Raw genomic sequence first — 16,206 nt, 5'->3', positions numbered from 1 at the left:
TTATTTCAACTATATTTTTATATACGCATCCCTTAACTGATGCAATGCTTTTGCAAGAACCGTACGAGGGGTCGCCACATTGAGCCTCATGAAGCCATCCCCTTCATGCCCGAAAATAGCTCCGTCATTTAAAGCAAGGTGTGCTCCCTCGACAAAAAGATTTATCAAATCATTATGAGAAAGATCGAGATCCCGGCAATCGAGAAATACCAAATACGAAGCATGTGGACGTACAGGAACGATCTTAGGCATATTATCCCTACAAAAATCGATCGTAAAATCGATATTCTTTTGTATATACGACAAACATTCGTTCAACCACTCTACACCATTACTATAAGCAGCGACCACCGAAGGGTATGCGAAAATATGCCCTTCGGCGAGTTCTCCACCATCGACGAAACGACGATAACAGTCGCGTATATTCTTATTTATAATAATAGAATATGCACTTCCGAGACCGGCCATATTGAATGCTTTACTGGGAGACATAAACGTTATCGAATTCATTCGAGCCTTTTCAGATACTGTTGCAAAAGGATGATGTTTATAGGGAGGAAGCGTAAGATCGGCATGTATCTCGTCAGAAACGACTATCGTTCCGTTCTCATAGCATATCTCTGCAATCTCTTTAAGAGTCTCAACATCCCAAACAATTCCTCCTGGATTATGCGGATTACATAATATAAATAATTTACAGTCAGAAACCACTTTCTTAAAATGATCCGTATCCATACGGTAAATTCCATTTTCAAGAATAAGAGGATTAGTTACGACTTCCCGTCCGTTTTGTTCGACTACCCAACGGAAAGGATGATATACCGGAGGTTGTATAAGCACTTTATCTCCGGGCTGTGTCATACTCAATACCGAAAACGTAATCCCCGGAACAACACCGGGACAAAACAAAATTTCGTCTTTCTGTATTTTCCATCCAAAACGGCTATCTACCCAATTTTCTATAGCCCGATAATAATCCTCCCCGGGAGTAGTATACCCCAATATCTCGTGCTCGCAACGCTTACGTAAAGCATCCATAACAAAAGGAGGAGTACGAAAATCCATATCGGCCACCCATAATGGAATAAGGTCATCACGTCCCCATCGAGGTAATAGCGCATCGGTTTTTATTGCATGAGTATGCCTGCGATCGATAACTTCATCAAAATCATATTTCATAATCTGATCTAAAATTCAATTATATTAGTATTACAAAATTACTTTTTCTTTTTAAGAAAAATACTCAAAGTAATAATTTATTGTTTCCAATTATACATACTTTATATCTTAAAAAAATACTCCCCGAAATGTTTTAATTTGAAAATAAACTTTTCAAAAACTCCTTAATTCACCATTTTATTGTATTTTTGGATGTATTTTGAATACACAAATTAAACTTATGAGATTTGACGAGCTAAATTTAGAAGATGCTGTCTTGCAAGGACTCGAAGCGATGAACTTCAGGGAAACGACTCCGATTCAGGAACTCACGATTCCCGTCATCTTGGAAGGAAAAGACATGATCGCTTGCGCACAGACCGGAACTGGTAAAACAGCTGCATACATATTGCCACTATTGAACATGTTGTATAAAACGAAAACGAGAGATGATCTGGTACGTGCCGTAATTATTGCGCCGACAAGAGAACTCGCCCAACAAATAGATATGCAATTCGAGGGTTTTTCGTATTTTCTTCCGATTTCGACTATCGTCGTTTACGGAGGTGGTGACGGTGCTTTATGGGATCAGCAAAAAAGAGGACTTAAAATGGGAGCCGATATCGTAATTGCCACACCGGGCCGTCTCATCTCGCATATGATGCACAGCGATATCGATTTATCAGGAGTGCAATATTTTATTCTCGACGAAGCCGACCGTATGCTCGATATGGGTTTCTATGATGATATCATGCAAATCGGGAAAGGGCTTCCGGAAAAAAGACAAACAATACTCTTCTCTGCAACGATGCCTCCTAAAATCAGACAACTCGCTAAGAATATTCTGCATAACCCTGCCGAATTAAACGTTGCAATCTCTAAACCCAACGAGGCGATTTTACAATCGGCCTATATCTGTTACGAAGCCCAAAAAATGGGAATCATAAAAGAATTATTCAGCAAACCGGCTTCAAGCAAAACTATTATCTTTTCTTCATCGAAACAAAAAGTAAAAGAGCTTGCTTTCACTCTAAAACGAATGAAATTTTCGGTCGCAGCAATGCATTCCGATCTTGAACAAATGCAACGGGAAGAAGTCATGCTCGATTTTAAAAACGGGAAAACCGATATTCTGGTCGCAACCGATATCGTTGCACGCGGTATCGACATCACCGACATTGGCCTAGTGATAAATTACGATGTTCCTCATGATCCCGAAGATTACATACACCGTATAGGGCGAACCGCACGGGCAAACGCAGAAGGAACAGCCATTACATTTGTTTCTGAAACCGAACAAGGTAAATTTAACCGTATCGAAAAATTCCTCGAAAAAGATATCTACAAAGTTCCTCTTTCACCTCAATTAGGAGAAGGACCCGAATATAATCCCAAAGCGTTTTCTTCATTCCACGGTAACAGACGAAATAACGGTCGAACTTTCCAACAAACAAAAAATAGTGGTAATAAAAATAATTTCGGAAAGAAGAAGAGCCAAAACCGAAATTCTCATTTCAATAAAAAGAAAAATAATCCCGGCGATAACGAACCGAAATCATAATTTATTGAGGAACAAAAAATAATTATATACTATGTCTGGTATATAATTTTTTTTGTTTATAAGTAATTATTTTTGTTTCGGTATATCATACAAAAAGAGATCGGCAAATACATACGATATTGCAGTATATTTTACAATTATTACTACTTCCGACAACAAAGCAATAACTTATATTGTTATTTGTATAACAAAACAAAAATATGATGAAAACTCCGTTACAAAACTTTTGGAATCTGATGCTGACAGAAAAAGCATCTAATTTTTCCCTGCTTTTTCTAAGATGCTTTATAGGTATAATGATGCTTACACACGGCATCGCAAAAATCGAAAACTTCGGCACATTATCGACATCATTTGCCGACCCTATAGGATTGGGAAGTACGTTATCGCTGGTATTGATGATACTGACCGAAGTCGGTTGCTCGATACTACTGATCGTCGGACTCATTACCCGATTAGCTGTGTTACCTTTGATCTTCGGAATGATCATAGCCGCATTCTTTACCTACCCCGAACTCACCATGTCTTCAGTAGAGTTACCTCTACTTTATTTGGGAATATATATATTCATTCTGTTGGCTGGTCCCGGAAAATATTCTGTCGACTATTTATTACAACAGGCTTATATAACTGTAAAAAATAGCCGTAAGGATACAACTACTAAAAATTAAAACTTACATAACACTAACAGCAGGAAGAGCCGGGAGAATTCTCCCGGCTCTTCCTGCTGTTAGTTACCCAATGATGTTATTTTTTCTTTGCTTGCTGCCGCATTGAACCTGCATTCACAACCCCTTCTATCTTTCCTTTCTTAATAGCCCTGTATATTAAATAAATTCCACCCAGCACAAATGGTATGCTGAGCCATTGTCCCATATTCAAGACCATCCCTACCTCAAACTCTTCTTGCGGATTTTTCAAAAACTCGATGAAAAAACGCGACAAAAATATACCGACGAGAAATACACCGAAAATAAGCCCCTGATAACGACCGGCATCTTTCTTCCAATACATATACATAAGAATAAGAAATACAGTCAAATAACACAAAGCTTCATATATTTGAGTCGGGTGCGAAGGTAACGAAAATACGGGTTCCATTCCTTTATATTTCCAAAGTGAAAGGTTCTCTATAAAACGAAATCCCCAGGGTAATGTCGTCGGATGCCCGTATATTTCATGATTCATAAGGTTACCCATACGTATCATAGCACCAACCAGAGCGACAGGAATAACCAATCGGTCGAATGCCCATAACGGATTACGATGTGTTACTTTGTACGAATAAATAAGTATTGCTATAATTATAGCAATCGCTCCTCCATGACTTGCTAAGCCGCCCTCCCATATCTTAAAAATATCGAGAGGATGCTGCGAATAATAACTCCAGTCATAAAACAAGCAATGTCCTAAACGAGCACCCACAACCGTCGCTATAATGGTATAAATAAATATTTTATCTACCCATTTCTGCGGCGCATTATCGTGCCTGAATATTTTTTCCTCTATCTGATATCCGATAAGAAAACCTAATGCGAAAAATAGACCGTACCAACGTATTTCGCGGGAAAAAATTGTAAATATGGCCGGATCAACCGTCCAGGTAATGTAATTCAGCATAGTCAGTAATTTATTGTGAACGCAATAAAAAAAGCTGTCTCAGAGATAAATATATACTGAGACAACTTCGCAAAGTTAAAAAAATTTCAGAGAAACATCCCATTCTTAAGGGGAGTTTCTTTTATTATACTAAATGGCGTATCAGCGTTTCTTTATCACCGTACAGCATATCTATTACAGGAATCTCTATCATCGTGTAACAACCGGGCTTCTGAAGCATAGATGCGCGAGCTACGGCAACCAGTACCTGACCGGTAAGAGCCGGGTTATTTATTTGCATATTAAACTCGAACAACTGATTTTGAGTTTTTCCTGATACCCCTTTTCTAGTCATATGTACTCCATGTCCCATATCGAGCAAGTCATCTACATTCTCTACTTGCATGACATGCGTTTCGTCATTTTTAAAATAATCGTCATTTTTAATATTTTGGGCTACTTCTTCAAATTTATAACCGTCTTTAAGTTCTATATACACCATACGACGATGAATACCTGTACCCAAAGGGATGGTCATAGAAAGTGCCGCTTTCACCCCATCGATAGCTTTTACCGCCACCGTATGTCCCATACTCATACCCGGACCGAAATTAGTGTAAGATATTCCCTTTGGAGCACAAGCCTGCAACAGAGCGCGTACGATCGAATCGCTTCCCGGATCCCAGCCAGCAGAAATAATAGAAACTGAATTATTTTTTTTAGCTACTTCATCAAGGCTGCTTTTCAGTTCCCAAATCTGCGTATGAATGTCGAAACTATCGACCGTATTGATTCCTAACGCCAAAGCTTTTACAGCATTTTCTTCTACCTTGCGGGTAGGCGTACACAGAATTGCAACATCGACATCTTTCAACGACTCGATTTTATCGGTAACCACATACGATTTTAATTCTTCAGGAATCTCCGACGCATTACGGCGTACAATACCTGCCACTTCAAAATCCGGTGCAGCTTGTAAAGCTTCCAATACATATTTTCCGATGTTTCCATATCCTACAATGGCGGCTCTAATCTTTTTCATATTGTTTTAATTCTTAGCATTTATACAGAATGTTGTCTTAAAAACACTCGCAAATGTAGCAAAAATACACTAAATTAAAATGAAAAATAAAATGATGTTATGTAAAAAATAACGAAAAAGAAAAAAACGCCTATAATCGAAAGTCGAAATTTTCTCTTCGGGTAGTTTCATATATCTCCCTGTCGAAAGAATAATACCTTGCGGGTTTATGAGAAACCCCGGTCTCGAACTCATCTAAAGGAATAAGATATTTCATTTTTGCAATCTTACGCCTGAAATTTCTCTTATCGAACTCGGTATTGAATATAGCTTCGTATAATTTTTGCAATTGCGTAAGACTGAATTTCTCAGGAAGAAGCTCAAAAGCAATCGGATGATGCAAAAGCTCTTTCCGCAATCTTTCAAGAGCCGCATCCAAAATTTCGTTATGATCGAAAATCAAACGACCCACTTCATAACAATTTATCCAGCAAGCTCTTTTACTGATTGGATCCTTTATATCCGAAATGTTTACAAGAGAGTAAAAACCCACGGTAATTACGCGTCTATCGGGCAACTGAGACTTTATACTTTCGAAATCGATACTACCGTGTTTTAAACGATCAGGGTCACTAAATACCTGAAACTGACGTATAAATATATTTCGTACGCCGGTTTGCTCATACAATACACGCTCGGCCGACTGTTGCAATGTTTCATTTTGTAATATATGATCGCCCGGCAATTTCAACGCGTGTATTTTTCTACTTCCGATAAGATAGGTCTCTTCAAATAACAATACTTTCAACCCCTCGGCATCGTAACCGAAAATGACACAGTCTATCGAAATATTTGGTAACGCAGTATTCATGCTTTAATTCTCCGAAAAAAATTACATCCGTACTCAACAATAGTAATCATTTTACCACTTTATATATTATTGTAAAATATGATTTTCTATATACAACAAAATTATGATTCTGAACAAAATTAATGAATTATTCGCAATACCTAGTATTATTCTTAAAATACCTGCTCATTTTAAAAATAGAAAGAAACATCTTCATTATTTTTCCCTAATTAATTTCATACTTTACAATTATTAATCTATAATTCTTTACTAAAAAGAATAAATATTCATTATAAACAACACTTATTTTCAGGCTTAGTTTTGATACTACTGTCCAACAAAAAAATTAAAAAAACAATATTTATTCGGCCTTCTTGTTTTACAAATTATACTTTTTCTATTTGCGGAAGAAAACGTATATTTGTAATAGAACTTTACAATATTACTTTCACAGCAAAAAGAATAAATCTATGTTAGGTGAATTTATATTAAGACTTTGTCTTGCAGGAATTTTAGGGGTTGCCATCGGCTTAGAACGAGAATACAGGGCAAAGGAAGCCGGTTTCAGAACCCATTTTCTCGTGGCTATCGGAAGCGCCCTTATTATGATCGTATCACAATATGGCTTTGCGGGAGTATTGTCTGATGAAAACGTAAGTTTCGATCCCAGCCGTGTTGCCGCCCAAGTAGTAAGCGGTATCGGATTTATCGGTGCCGGAACAATTATTATACAAAAACAATTCGTTCGCGGACTAACAACTGCCGCAGGTGTATGGGCCACCTCAGGAATAGGATTGGCCATCGGTGGCGGTCTTTACGGCATTGGTATATTTGCGACATTATTCTCTTTGCTCGGCCTCGAATTACTGAACATCATTTTTAAAAATATCGGTATGCACAGCATACTCATTCAGTATTCTACGACAACGCATGATAACTTACAAAAAATTTCGGAAATGATAAAAAAAACCGGAGGTCGTATGGTCAGTTATGAAGCCAAAAAAGAACAAATAGAAGCGCGGATTATTTACCATGTAACACTGGTTATAAAAAGCAGAAATAACGATGATGAAAATAATATCGTCGATTACATACAACATCTTCCCGACCTGATGGTTGAAAAAATAGAATAAAAAAATGCCCGAAGGCATTTATCTTTTGTCATGACCCGTTTGATCGGTCAGTATATCTGCCCTTACGAAAAGGGAACTCTATGATTATATATATGACAAAATAATACCTTCGGACATTCTATGATTTTCGGCCTCAACGCATGGGGACTTCCATCAGTAATACCTCACATCCAGTAAGCGCCTTTAACGTTATCGACGGAGTTTCATATACTCCCATACCGTCACGACGTTCCAGGATCGTTCCTCCCGCATCTATTTCACCTTCTATGACAAATATATATACACCATTACTTTCACCATGCAAACGATAGGTAATTTCGGTTCCCTTATCGAGATTTCCTATCGAAAACCAAGTATCCTGTCCCAAAGTAGCAGGCACTTCATCATCGGGTGAAATAATCAAGGATAACTCATTCTTTTTTACAAGATCGCGAATACTGTAATCTTGATAACCGGGCTTCGTATCTCTATACTTCGGAAAAACCCAAATCTGCAAAAACTCGACCGGTTCAGTAGAACTATTATTGCGTTCGCTGTGCATAATACCGGTTCCTGCACTCATCACCTGTATATCTCCTATTGTGATTACCCGCTGATTATTCGTACTGTCTCCGTGTTTAAGAGATCCTTTTAACGGTATAGAGACAATCTCCATGTTATCGTGCGGATGCGTATCGAAGCCCTTGCCCGGAGCTACTTTATCATCATTGAGAACTCGTAAGGCACCAAAGCCCATCCGTGCCGGATTGTGATATCCGGCAAAACTAAATGTATGATATGTATCGAGCCAACCATGATTGGCATGTCCTCTCGTATCGGCACGATCTATAATTGTTTTCATAATCTTTATATTTAATACATATTATATTAAACAGTACACAATACCGAAAAGTTCTCGATTTGCAATGAAAAACAAAATTAAATAAGCCGTATTATTACTTATCTCTTAGCCAATAAACGGTCAGAATCCAAACGAGTAACCAACAGAATAAAATATATTTTTACCGTATGGCGTATATCTGTTCTGCACCAGATCATAATAAAACATTACGGATATTCCTCCCGTGCGTCCCAAAGGTATTGTACCTCCGGCCCCCGCCAAAACGCAGGGAATAATGTCTCCTTTATAACTGGCACTGCCGATATGCCCCCAATAACGTTTTACTTCAGGTTGAATTTGCAAAGCCAAATAAGGAATCGGATTAAGCCGAACATACACATCGAGACCGATATAATGCATCTTATAATTTTCATACCAGCCTTCATCGTAGCGATAATAATTATATCCTACCCCTCCGCCGAGCGTAAAATAGCGATTGAACTGGTAACCGATTTGTGGAGAAATATTTATACTCGTTCCACGGCTAAACGTAAGACCGAAGGATCCGCCAAATCGCCACGTCCCTTTTTTACGAGTTTTTAGTACGGGCTGTCTTTTTTCTTTTGTCTCTATTTGCTTTTCACGAGCCGGTAACTCATAGTAAAAAGAAGGAGTTTTACTTCTATTCTTTTCTCCCAATATTTCTTTTTGCCTGGTACTGTCTATGGGTTCAAACCAAAAAGGTTTCCGGCCTTTTTCAGATTGTGCCGACAACGTACCCATTATGAACAGAAACATAAATAAAGTAAAAACATTTTTCATTGCCGAGTCGTATTAAAAAACCATAGAGGGATATAAAACCCGCAACCTTATGTTGCAAATTTATATCCCTCTACCGGTTCCTTATAAATTAATCCTATGTTATTTCACTTCTTCGAAGTCAACATCGGTAACCTGATCGTCACCTTTGTTAGCACCTCCTTGTTGCTGTGCTCCAGGCTGTCCTGCTCCACCAGCTTGTTGCTGAGCGCCCTGTGCATTATACATATCCTGTGCAGCCGACTGTAACACGGTATTAAGTTCGTTAGTCGCTGTATCGATAGCTGCGATATCTTGAGCTTTATGAGCTTCTTTCAGTTTGGCTAAAGCCCCTTCGATAGCCGTTTTCTTATCGGCAGGAATCTTATCGCCCATCTCATTCAACTGCTTTTCAGCTTGGAATATCAAGGCATCGGCATGATTCAATTTATCGATGCGTTCTTTTTCTTTAGCATCCGATTCGGCATTAGCCGCAGCTTCTTCTTTCATCCGTTTAATTTCGGCTTCAGACAAACCACTCGATGCTTCGATACGGATACTTTGTTCTTTTCCCGTACCCTTATCTTTTGCAGAAACATTCAATATACCGTTTGCGTCGATATCGAATGTTACTTCGATCTGAGGTACACCCCGCATCGCAGCAGGAATACCGTCGAGATGAAAACGACCGATCGTCTTATTATCTTTTGCCATAGGACGTTCGCCCTGTAAAACATGTATTTCAACAGAAGGCTGATTATCTACCGCCGTAGAGAACACTTCCGATTTACGAGTAGGAATTGTCGTATTTGCTTCGATAAGTTTGGTCATAACGCCACCCAAAGTTTCGATACCTAAAGACAACGGCGTTACATCGAGCAACAATACGTCTTTTACATCACCGCTAAGAACAGCTCCCTGAATAGCAGCACCTACAGCTACTACCTCATCGGGATTAACCCCTTTTGAAGGTGCTTTTCCGAAAAATTTCTCAACAACAGCCTGAATAGCCGGAATACGAGTAGAACCACCCACTAAAATTACTTCATTAATATCAGAAGCCGTAAGACCGGCATCTTTCAACGCCTGGCGACACGGTTCGATCGTAGCCTGAATAAGTTTATCGGCAAGTTGTTCGAATTTTGCACGTGTCAATGTTTTTACCAAGTGTTTGGGTATCCCGTTTACCGGCATGATATACGGAAGATTTATTTCGGTAGAAGTTGCACTCGACAATTCTATTTTTGCTTTTTCGGCAGCTTCTTTCAAACGCTGTAAAGCCATAGGGTCCTGACGCAAATCGACACCCTCTTCTTTCTGGAATTCATCGGCAAGCCAGTCGATGATTACGTGGTCGAAATCATCACCTCCCAAATGAGTATCACCATTAGTCGATTTTACTTCGAATACACCGTCACCTAATTCAAGAATAGAAATATCGAATGTACCGCCTCCCAAATCGAATACGGCAATTTTCATGTCTTTATTCGTCTTATCCAACCCATAAGCCAACGCCGCTGCCGTAGGTTCGTTTACAATACGTCTTACATTCAAACCTGCGATTTCTCCGGCTTCTTTAGTTGCCTGACGCTGAGAGTCATTAAAATAAGCAGGTACTGTAATAACGGCATCGGTAACTTCCTGTCCCAAATAATCTTCTGCAGTTTTTTTCATTTTTTGAAGAATCATTGCAGAAATCTCCTGTGGTGAATAAAGCCGACCGTCAATATCGATACGCGGTGTATTATTATCGCTTTTTACAACTTTATAAGGTACACGAGAAAGTTCTCCCTGCACTTGGTCAAAAGTGTCACCCATGAAACGTTTAATAGAAAATATCGTACGTGTAGGATTAGTAATAGCCTGACGTTTTGCAGGATCACCCACTTTGCGTTCGCCACCGTCAACAAAAGCGACGATTGAAGGAGTAGTACGACGACCTTCGCTGTTAGCGATAACAACCGGTTCTGTTCCTTCCATAACAGCAACGCAAGAATTGGTTGTACCTAAGTCGATTCCAATAATTTTTCCCATTGTGTATAATTTTTTAATGTTTATATTCTTTACTGATTTTATTTGCCTGAACTCTCGGGACACGGCCTTTTGTTTCAGACAATACACTACCGAATATTCAAAATGTATGCCAAAACTTCAACATTCGGAAAGTTTCTTTTTTGGCAGAGCACGAGTCTGAAGTTAGTTTTATTTGTCATATTTTGCTGTCGATTTGTCAGTACCTCCCTTTAATTCCATCGAAAACGAATGATTTGTTCTCCTATCCTACCCCATCAAATAATTTATGGAAAATTTTCCATATTCAAACGAAATTATCTACATTTGTAGCGATAGGATAATGATAAAACGTCCTTTTATCCTCATTGTTCAACCAATTAATAATAAAAAAACTATGAATCTTACACACATCGAGCATTTAGGCATTGCCGTTAAAAGCATCGAAGAATCTCTCCCATATTACGAAAACATACTCGGTCTTAAATGTTACTCGGTTGAAGAAGTTCCGGACCAAAAAGTAAAAACAGCCTTTTTTAAAATAGGTCAAACCAAAATAGAATTGCTGGAACCCACCAGTGAAGACAGTACCATCGCTAAATTTATCGAAAAACGAGGCGAAGGAATACATCATATCGCATTCGCCACGCCGAATGTATCCGAGGCATTGGCCGAAGCAGAAAGTAAAGGTGTAAGACTTATCGACCCATCTCCCCGTAAAGGTGCCGAAGGGTTGAATATTGCATTCTTGCATCCGAAATCGACCTGTAGCGTCCTTACCGAATTATGTGAAGATCCCAACAAAAAATAAATTTATAAATCTGACATACTATGAGCAACCAGCTTGAAAAAGTAAAAGAATTAATCGCTCTGCGAGAACAAGCCCGGTTAGGCGGCGGTGAAAAAAGAATAGAATCTCAACACAAAAAAGGGAAATATACCGCTCGGGAACGTATCGCCATGCTTCTCGACGAAGGCTCGTTCGAAGAAATCGATATGTTTGTACGACACCGTTGTACCAATTTCGGAATCGATAAAGACAGTTATCTGGGTGACGGTGTAGTTACCGGAACAGGTACCATCGACGGGAGACTGGTGTATATATTTGCCCAGGATTTTACCGTTTTCGGAGGTTCTCTTTCCGAAACATTCGCCATGAAAATATGTAAACTAATGGACCAAGCCATGAAAATGGGAGCCCCGGTCATCGGTATAAACGATTCGGGTGGCGCTCGTATTCAGGAAGGAGTAAATGCGTTAGCCGGTTATGCCGAAATATTCCAACGCAACATCCTTGCTTCGGGTGTAATTCCTCAAATATCGGGTATTTTCGGACCTTGTGCAGGAGGATCGGTTTATTCTCCCGCACTCACCGATTTCAACATCATGACTCAAGGAACCAGTTATATGTTCCTTACCGGTCCTAAAGTGGTTAAAACCGTTACGGGTGAAGATGTAACTCAGGAACAACTGGGTGGAGCGACCGTACACGCGACAAAATCGGGGGTAGCCCACTTTGCGGTAGATACCGAAGAAGAAGGTCTTAAACTCATCCGACACTTATTGAGTTTCTTACCCCAAAACAATATGGAAGAGCCTCCGTTGATCGAATGTGAAGACCCCATCGACCGGCTCGAAGACAGTTTAAACGACATCATCCCCGATTCACCTAATAAAGCGTATGATATGTACGAAGTAATCGGTGGTATTATCGATAACGGAGAATTCCTCGAAGTTCACCGGGATTATGCACGAAACATTATCGTAGGGTTTGCCCGCTTCAACGGACAATCGGTAGGCATTGTCGCCAATCAGCCGAGTGTAATGGCCGGATCTCTCGATATAAACGCATCTCGCAAAGCGGCTCGATTCGTCCGGTTCTGCGACGCATTCAACATCCCATTAGTAACACTGGTCGACGTACCGGGATTTTTACCGGGGACAGGTCAGGAATACGGAGGTGTCATTCTGCACGGAGCAAAATTGCTGTACGCCTATGGTGAAGCTACCGTGCCCAAAGTTACAGTCACTTTGCGTAAATCATACGGTGGCGCTTACTGCGTAATGAGTTCGAAACATTTACGCGGAGATGTAAACTATGCATGGCCGACCGCTGAAATAGCCGTAATGGGACCGGCTGGTGCCGTCGAAGTCATTTTTGCCAAAGAAGTAGCTGCATCCGAAGATCCGAAAGCTACCGCAGCAGAAAAAGAAGCCGAATACAAAAAGGCATTCGCCAATCCTTACAATGCTGCCCGTTACGGATACATCGATGACGTGATAGAACCGCGTAATACACGTTTCCGCATTATCAGGGCTTTGCAACAATTACAAACCAAGAAATTGAATAATCCGGCAAAAAAACACGATAACCTGCCATTATAACCTATTAAAAATAATAAGCTATGATAAAGAAAATAATAGGCGGCGCGTTACTTGCTTTCGGTCTCATTGTCGGCGCTCATGCCCAATCGACTTCGTCTCTACGTATCAATGAGGTGCTTACCAACAATGTTTCCAATTATATGGATCCGTTCGGGAACCGAGGTGCGTGGATCGAAATATATAACAATTCTGCGGCAACGGTACAAATGGCCGGATGTTATATCACTAATGAAAAGAACAATCCGAAAAAATATATGATCTCGAAAGGCGATCTGCGCACGCAGATCGGCCCTCGTCAGGTCGTATTGCTTTGGGCCGACGCACTCCCGCACCACGGAACATTCCATACCAACTTCGAGCTCAATCCCGATAAAGAAAACTACATTGCTTTATATGACGCGAGTGGGAAAAACCTGATCGATGAAATCACAGTTCCGGTATTGGATCCAGACCAAAGTTTCGGTGCTCCGCAAGACGGATCCCGAGACCTGAAAGTATTACCTCATCCTACACCCGAAGCGTCTAACTTCGTTATCAATAACAACCCCAAAGTCGAGAACTTCGCCGAGCATGATCCCGACGGAGTCGGTATGGCGCTTACTGCCATGTCGGTTGTTTTCCTGGCACTCATCGCATTGTATGTCGTATTCCGTATTATCGGAAAAATATCGGTAAGATTAAGTACACGACGTGCAATGAAAGCTCAGGGAATCTCAGGGAAAGTTAAAGATGCACAAGTTGAAAATGAAATACCGGGAGCCGTATTAGCTGCCATCGCCATGGCATTAAACGAACATCAGGGAGGAGATCATGATTACGAAGACACTGTATTGACAATACACCGGGTTGCCCGTAATTATTCACCTTGGAGTTCAAAAATATACGGACTGCGCGAAACACCGCATCTGAAAAAATAAAAATGATAAAGATCAACCGACAGACATACGGCGGAATGATCTTTATCACCAGTAATAAAAATAAAACATGTACACATGAAAGACTATAAGTTTAAAATAAACGGTAATCTCTACAAAGTGTCGGTAAACAGCGTTGTCGACAATATCGCAGAAGTAGAAGTAAACGGTACGCCATACAAAGTAGAGCTGGATAAACCGGCCAAAAAACAAATACGTCCTCTTAAACGTCCACAAGCCGCCCCGACAACGTCGAGCGGAGATCCTGTTATTAATCGGCCAACAACTCCTACTACAGCAGGAGCCGTACGTACTCCTCTGCCCGGTGTCATACTCGATGTATGTATAAAAGTGGGAGACCCGGTTAAACGAGGACAGAAAGTAATGGTACTCGAAGCCATGAAAATGGAAAACGCGATCAATGCAGACCGCGACGGGAAAATAATAGAAATTAAAGTTAATAAAGGTGACTCGGTTCTCGAAGGTGCCGAATTACTTATTATAGGATAAGCGTATGGAAGGCGAATTCATTCAATTCCTGGGCAATAATATTCGGGAATTTCTTACCTATACAGGGTTTGCCAATTTCGAAATGGGAAACCTGGTCATGATCCTCTTCGGTCTCTTGTTTATCTACCTGGCCGTAGCTAAAGAATTCGAACCGATGTTACTCATCCCGATCGGATTCGGTATACTTATCGGGAATATTCCGTTTAAGGATGCTGGTCTGCAATTAGGTATATACGAACAAGGTTCGGTACTCAATATCCTGTATCAAGGAGTAACACAAGGGTGGTATCCGCCATTGATATTCCTCGGTATCGGAGCCATGACCGACTTTTCGGCTCTAATTTCCAACCCAAAACTTATGTTGGTCGGAGCGGCGGCTCAGTTCGGGATCTTCGGAGCCTACGCTATCGCTCTTTTTATGGGATTCGAGCCGAATCAGGCAGGTGCAATCGGAATTATCGGAGGAGCCGACGGCCCTACCGCCATCTTCCTTTCCTCGAAACTGGCACCCAATCTGATGGGAGCAATTGCCATATCGGCCTACTCTTATATGGCACTGGTTCCGGTTATACAACCCCCTATTATGAGGTTACTGACATCTAAAAAGGAACGACTTATACGTATGAAACCACCCCGTGCGGTGTCTCATACCGAAAAAGTAATATTCCCCATTGCGGGGTTGTTACTTACTTGCTTCCTCGTCCCCTCCGGTTTGCCTTTGTTAGGGATGCTTTTCTTCGGAAATCTTCTGAAAGAAAGCGGTGTAACCCGTCGACTGGCAGAAACGGCTCGTGGACCACTGATCGATGTCATCACGATATTGTTAGGCGTAACCGTAGGTGCTTCTACACAGGCGTCTCAGTTCCTTACGTCTAATTCTATCAAAATATTTATACTGGGAGCCATCTCGTTCATTATCGCTACTGCCGCGGGAATTATATTCGTGAAAATATTTAATTTATTCCTGAAAAAAGGGAATAAAATTAATCCGCTCATCGGAAACTCTGGTGTTTCCGCAGTTCCCGACTCGGCACGTATTTCACAGGTTGTGGGGCTCGAATACGATCCCACCAATTACTTGCTAATGCACGCAATGGGACCTAATGTAGCAGGTGTTATCGGCTCGGCCGTCGCCGCCGGTATACTGCTCGGGTTCTTAGGATAAAATCGTATATAATAATAAATACAAGAGAGAAGCCATTGGCACATTAGCCAATGGCTTCTCTCTTGTATTTATTATGCCTTAAACTTCATAATTAATATAGAAATTATTTTCACTCTTCTATCTATCCCATCGATTCATTAATTTCATTATCATATAATTCTTATTTTTAAAAGTTAGACTTAAAAAAAATATTTCAAACAATATATATTCAGATTTTTTGAATCTGGATCTTAATTGTAATTATATTAGTATTTCCCTTATTATATATTAATTTTTATTAAT

General features: G+C 40.3%; 15 protein-coding genes. 8 read left to right on the top strand and 7 right to left on the bottom strand.

Going from position 1 to position 16,206, the window contains the following annotated elements:
- Positions 1 to 9: 9 nt before the first annotated feature.
- Complete coding sequence (locus NMU02_RS10420) at positions 10 to 1,179, bottom strand: MalY/PatB family protein (RefSeq protein ID WP_255027820.1); 1,170 nt, start codon at positions 1,177 to 1,179, stop codon at positions 10 to 12.
- 220 nt (positions 1,180 to 1,399) lie between these two features.
- Between NMU02_RS10420 and NMU02_RS10415 the strand changes: the two genes are divergently transcribed.
- Together NMU02_RS10415 and NMU02_RS10410 are read left to right on the top strand one after the other, a co-directional pair.
- Positions 1,400 to 2,719 (top strand): DEAD/DEAH box helicase, encoded by a 1,320-nt coding sequence (locus tag NMU02_RS10415; protein ID WP_255027819.1) that lies wholly within the window; start codon positions 1,400 to 1,402, stop codon positions 2,717 to 2,719.
- Positions 2,720 to 2,919: 200 nt separating this feature from the next.
- Positions 2,920 to 3,390: a DoxX family protein gene (locus NMU02_RS10410; protein WP_255027817.1), complete on the top strand. Its 471-nt coding sequence runs from the start codon at positions 2,920 to 2,922 to the stop codon at positions 3,388 to 3,390.
- Positions 3,391 to 3,466: 76 nt separating this feature from the next.
- Here the strand turns inward: NMU02_RS10410 and lgt are convergent, their stop codons facing one another.
- From lgt to NMU02_RS10395, 3 genes are all read right to left on the bottom strand, one after another.
- The gene (lgt, locus tag NMU02_RS10405; RefSeq protein WP_255027816.1) at positions 3,467 to 4,339 is read right to left on the bottom strand and encodes a prolipoprotein diacylglyceryl transferase; all 873 of its coding nucleotides are present in this window, start codon (positions 4,337 to 4,339) and stop codon (positions 3,467 to 3,469) included.
- Between the two features lie 124 nt (positions 4,340 to 4,463).
- Positions 4,464 to 5,360, bottom strand: a complete 897-nt coding sequence (locus NMU02_RS10400; RefSeq protein WP_255027814.1) for a diaminopimelate dehydrogenase — start codon at positions 5,358 to 5,360, stop codon at positions 4,464 to 4,466.
- Between the two features lie 130 nt (positions 5,361 to 5,490).
- Positions 5,491 to 6,210 carry an NUDIX hydrolase gene (locus tag NMU02_RS10395; RefSeq protein ID WP_255027813.1) on the bottom strand — a complete coding sequence of 240 codons (720 nt, stop codon included), beginning with the start codon at positions 6,208 to 6,210 and terminating at the stop codon, positions 5,491 to 5,493.
- Positions 6,211 to 6,659: 449 nt separating this feature from the next.
- Here NMU02_RS10395 and NMU02_RS10390 point away from each other — a divergent pair, with 449 nt between their 5' ends.
- Positions 6,660 to 7,322, top strand: coding sequence for an MgtC/SapB family protein (locus NMU02_RS10390; protein WP_255027812.1), 663 nt, complete (start codon positions 6,660 to 6,662; stop codon positions 7,320 to 7,322).
- Between the two features lie 133 nt (positions 7,323 to 7,455).
- Here the strand turns inward: NMU02_RS10390 and NMU02_RS10385 are convergent, their stop codons facing one another.
- The 3 genes from NMU02_RS10385 to dnaK form a co-directional block, all read right to left on the bottom strand.
- Positions 7,456 to 8,163, bottom strand: coding sequence for a pirin family protein (locus tag NMU02_RS10385; RefSeq protein WP_255027811.1), 708 nt, complete (start codon positions 8,161 to 8,163; stop codon positions 7,456 to 7,458).
- Between the two features lie 120 nt (positions 8,164 to 8,283).
- Positions 8,284 to 8,964 carry a hypothetical protein gene (locus NMU02_RS10380; protein WP_255027810.1) on the bottom strand — a complete coding sequence of 227 codons (681 nt, stop codon included), beginning with the start codon at positions 8,962 to 8,964 and terminating at the stop codon, positions 8,284 to 8,286.
- Between the two features lie 99 nt (positions 8,965 to 9,063).
- Positions 9,064 to 10,974: a molecular chaperone DnaK gene (gene dnaK / locus NMU02_RS10375; RefSeq protein ID WP_255027809.1), complete on the bottom strand. Its 1,911-nt coding sequence runs from the start codon at positions 10,972 to 10,974 to the stop codon at positions 9,064 to 9,066.
- A gap of 373 nt (positions 10,975 to 11,347) precedes the next feature.
- On the opposite strand from dnaK, the gene mce reads away from it, so the two are divergent.
- The 5 genes from mce to NMU02_RS10350 all read left to right on the top strand — a co-directional run bounded on the left by mce (position 11,348) and on the right by NMU02_RS10350 (position 15,924).
- Complete coding sequence (gene mce / locus NMU02_RS10370) at positions 11,348 to 11,761, top strand: methylmalonyl-CoA epimerase (RefSeq protein ID WP_255027808.1); 414 nt, start codon at positions 11,348 to 11,350, stop codon at positions 11,759 to 11,761.
- 20 nt (positions 11,762 to 11,781) lie between these two features.
- Positions 11,782 to 13,335, top strand: a complete 1,554-nt coding sequence (locus NMU02_RS10365) for an acyl-CoA carboxylase subunit beta (RefSeq protein WP_255027807.1) — start codon at positions 11,782 to 11,784, stop codon at positions 13,333 to 13,335.
- 20 nt (positions 13,336 to 13,355) lie between these two features.
- Entirely contained in the window at positions 13,356 to 14,252 is an 897-nt protein-coding gene (locus tag NMU02_RS10360; protein WP_255027806.1) for an OadG family transporter subunit, read from the top strand.
- A 75-nt stretch (positions 14,253 to 14,327) separates the two neighbouring features.
- A complete protein-coding gene (locus tag NMU02_RS10355; protein WP_255027804.1) occupies positions 14,328 to 14,759 on the top strand; it encodes an acetyl-CoA carboxylase biotin carboxyl carrier protein in 432 nt (143 codons plus the stop codon).
- Between the two features lie 4 nt (positions 14,760 to 14,763).
- Positions 14,764 to 15,924, top strand: coding sequence for a sodium ion-translocating decarboxylase subunit beta (locus NMU02_RS10350; protein ID WP_255027803.1), 1,161 nt, complete (start codon positions 14,764 to 14,766; stop codon positions 15,922 to 15,924).
- Positions 15,925 to 16,206: the final 282 nt, after the last annotated feature.

Source organism: Coprobacter tertius, from assembly GCF_024330105.1.
Lineage (GTDB): Bacteria > Bacteroidota > Bacteroidia > Bacteroidales > Coprobacteraceae > Coprobacter > Coprobacter tertius.
The sequence above is the reverse complement of the archived record's forward strand: the minus strand, read 5'-3'. Positions and strand labels throughout refer to the sequence as shown.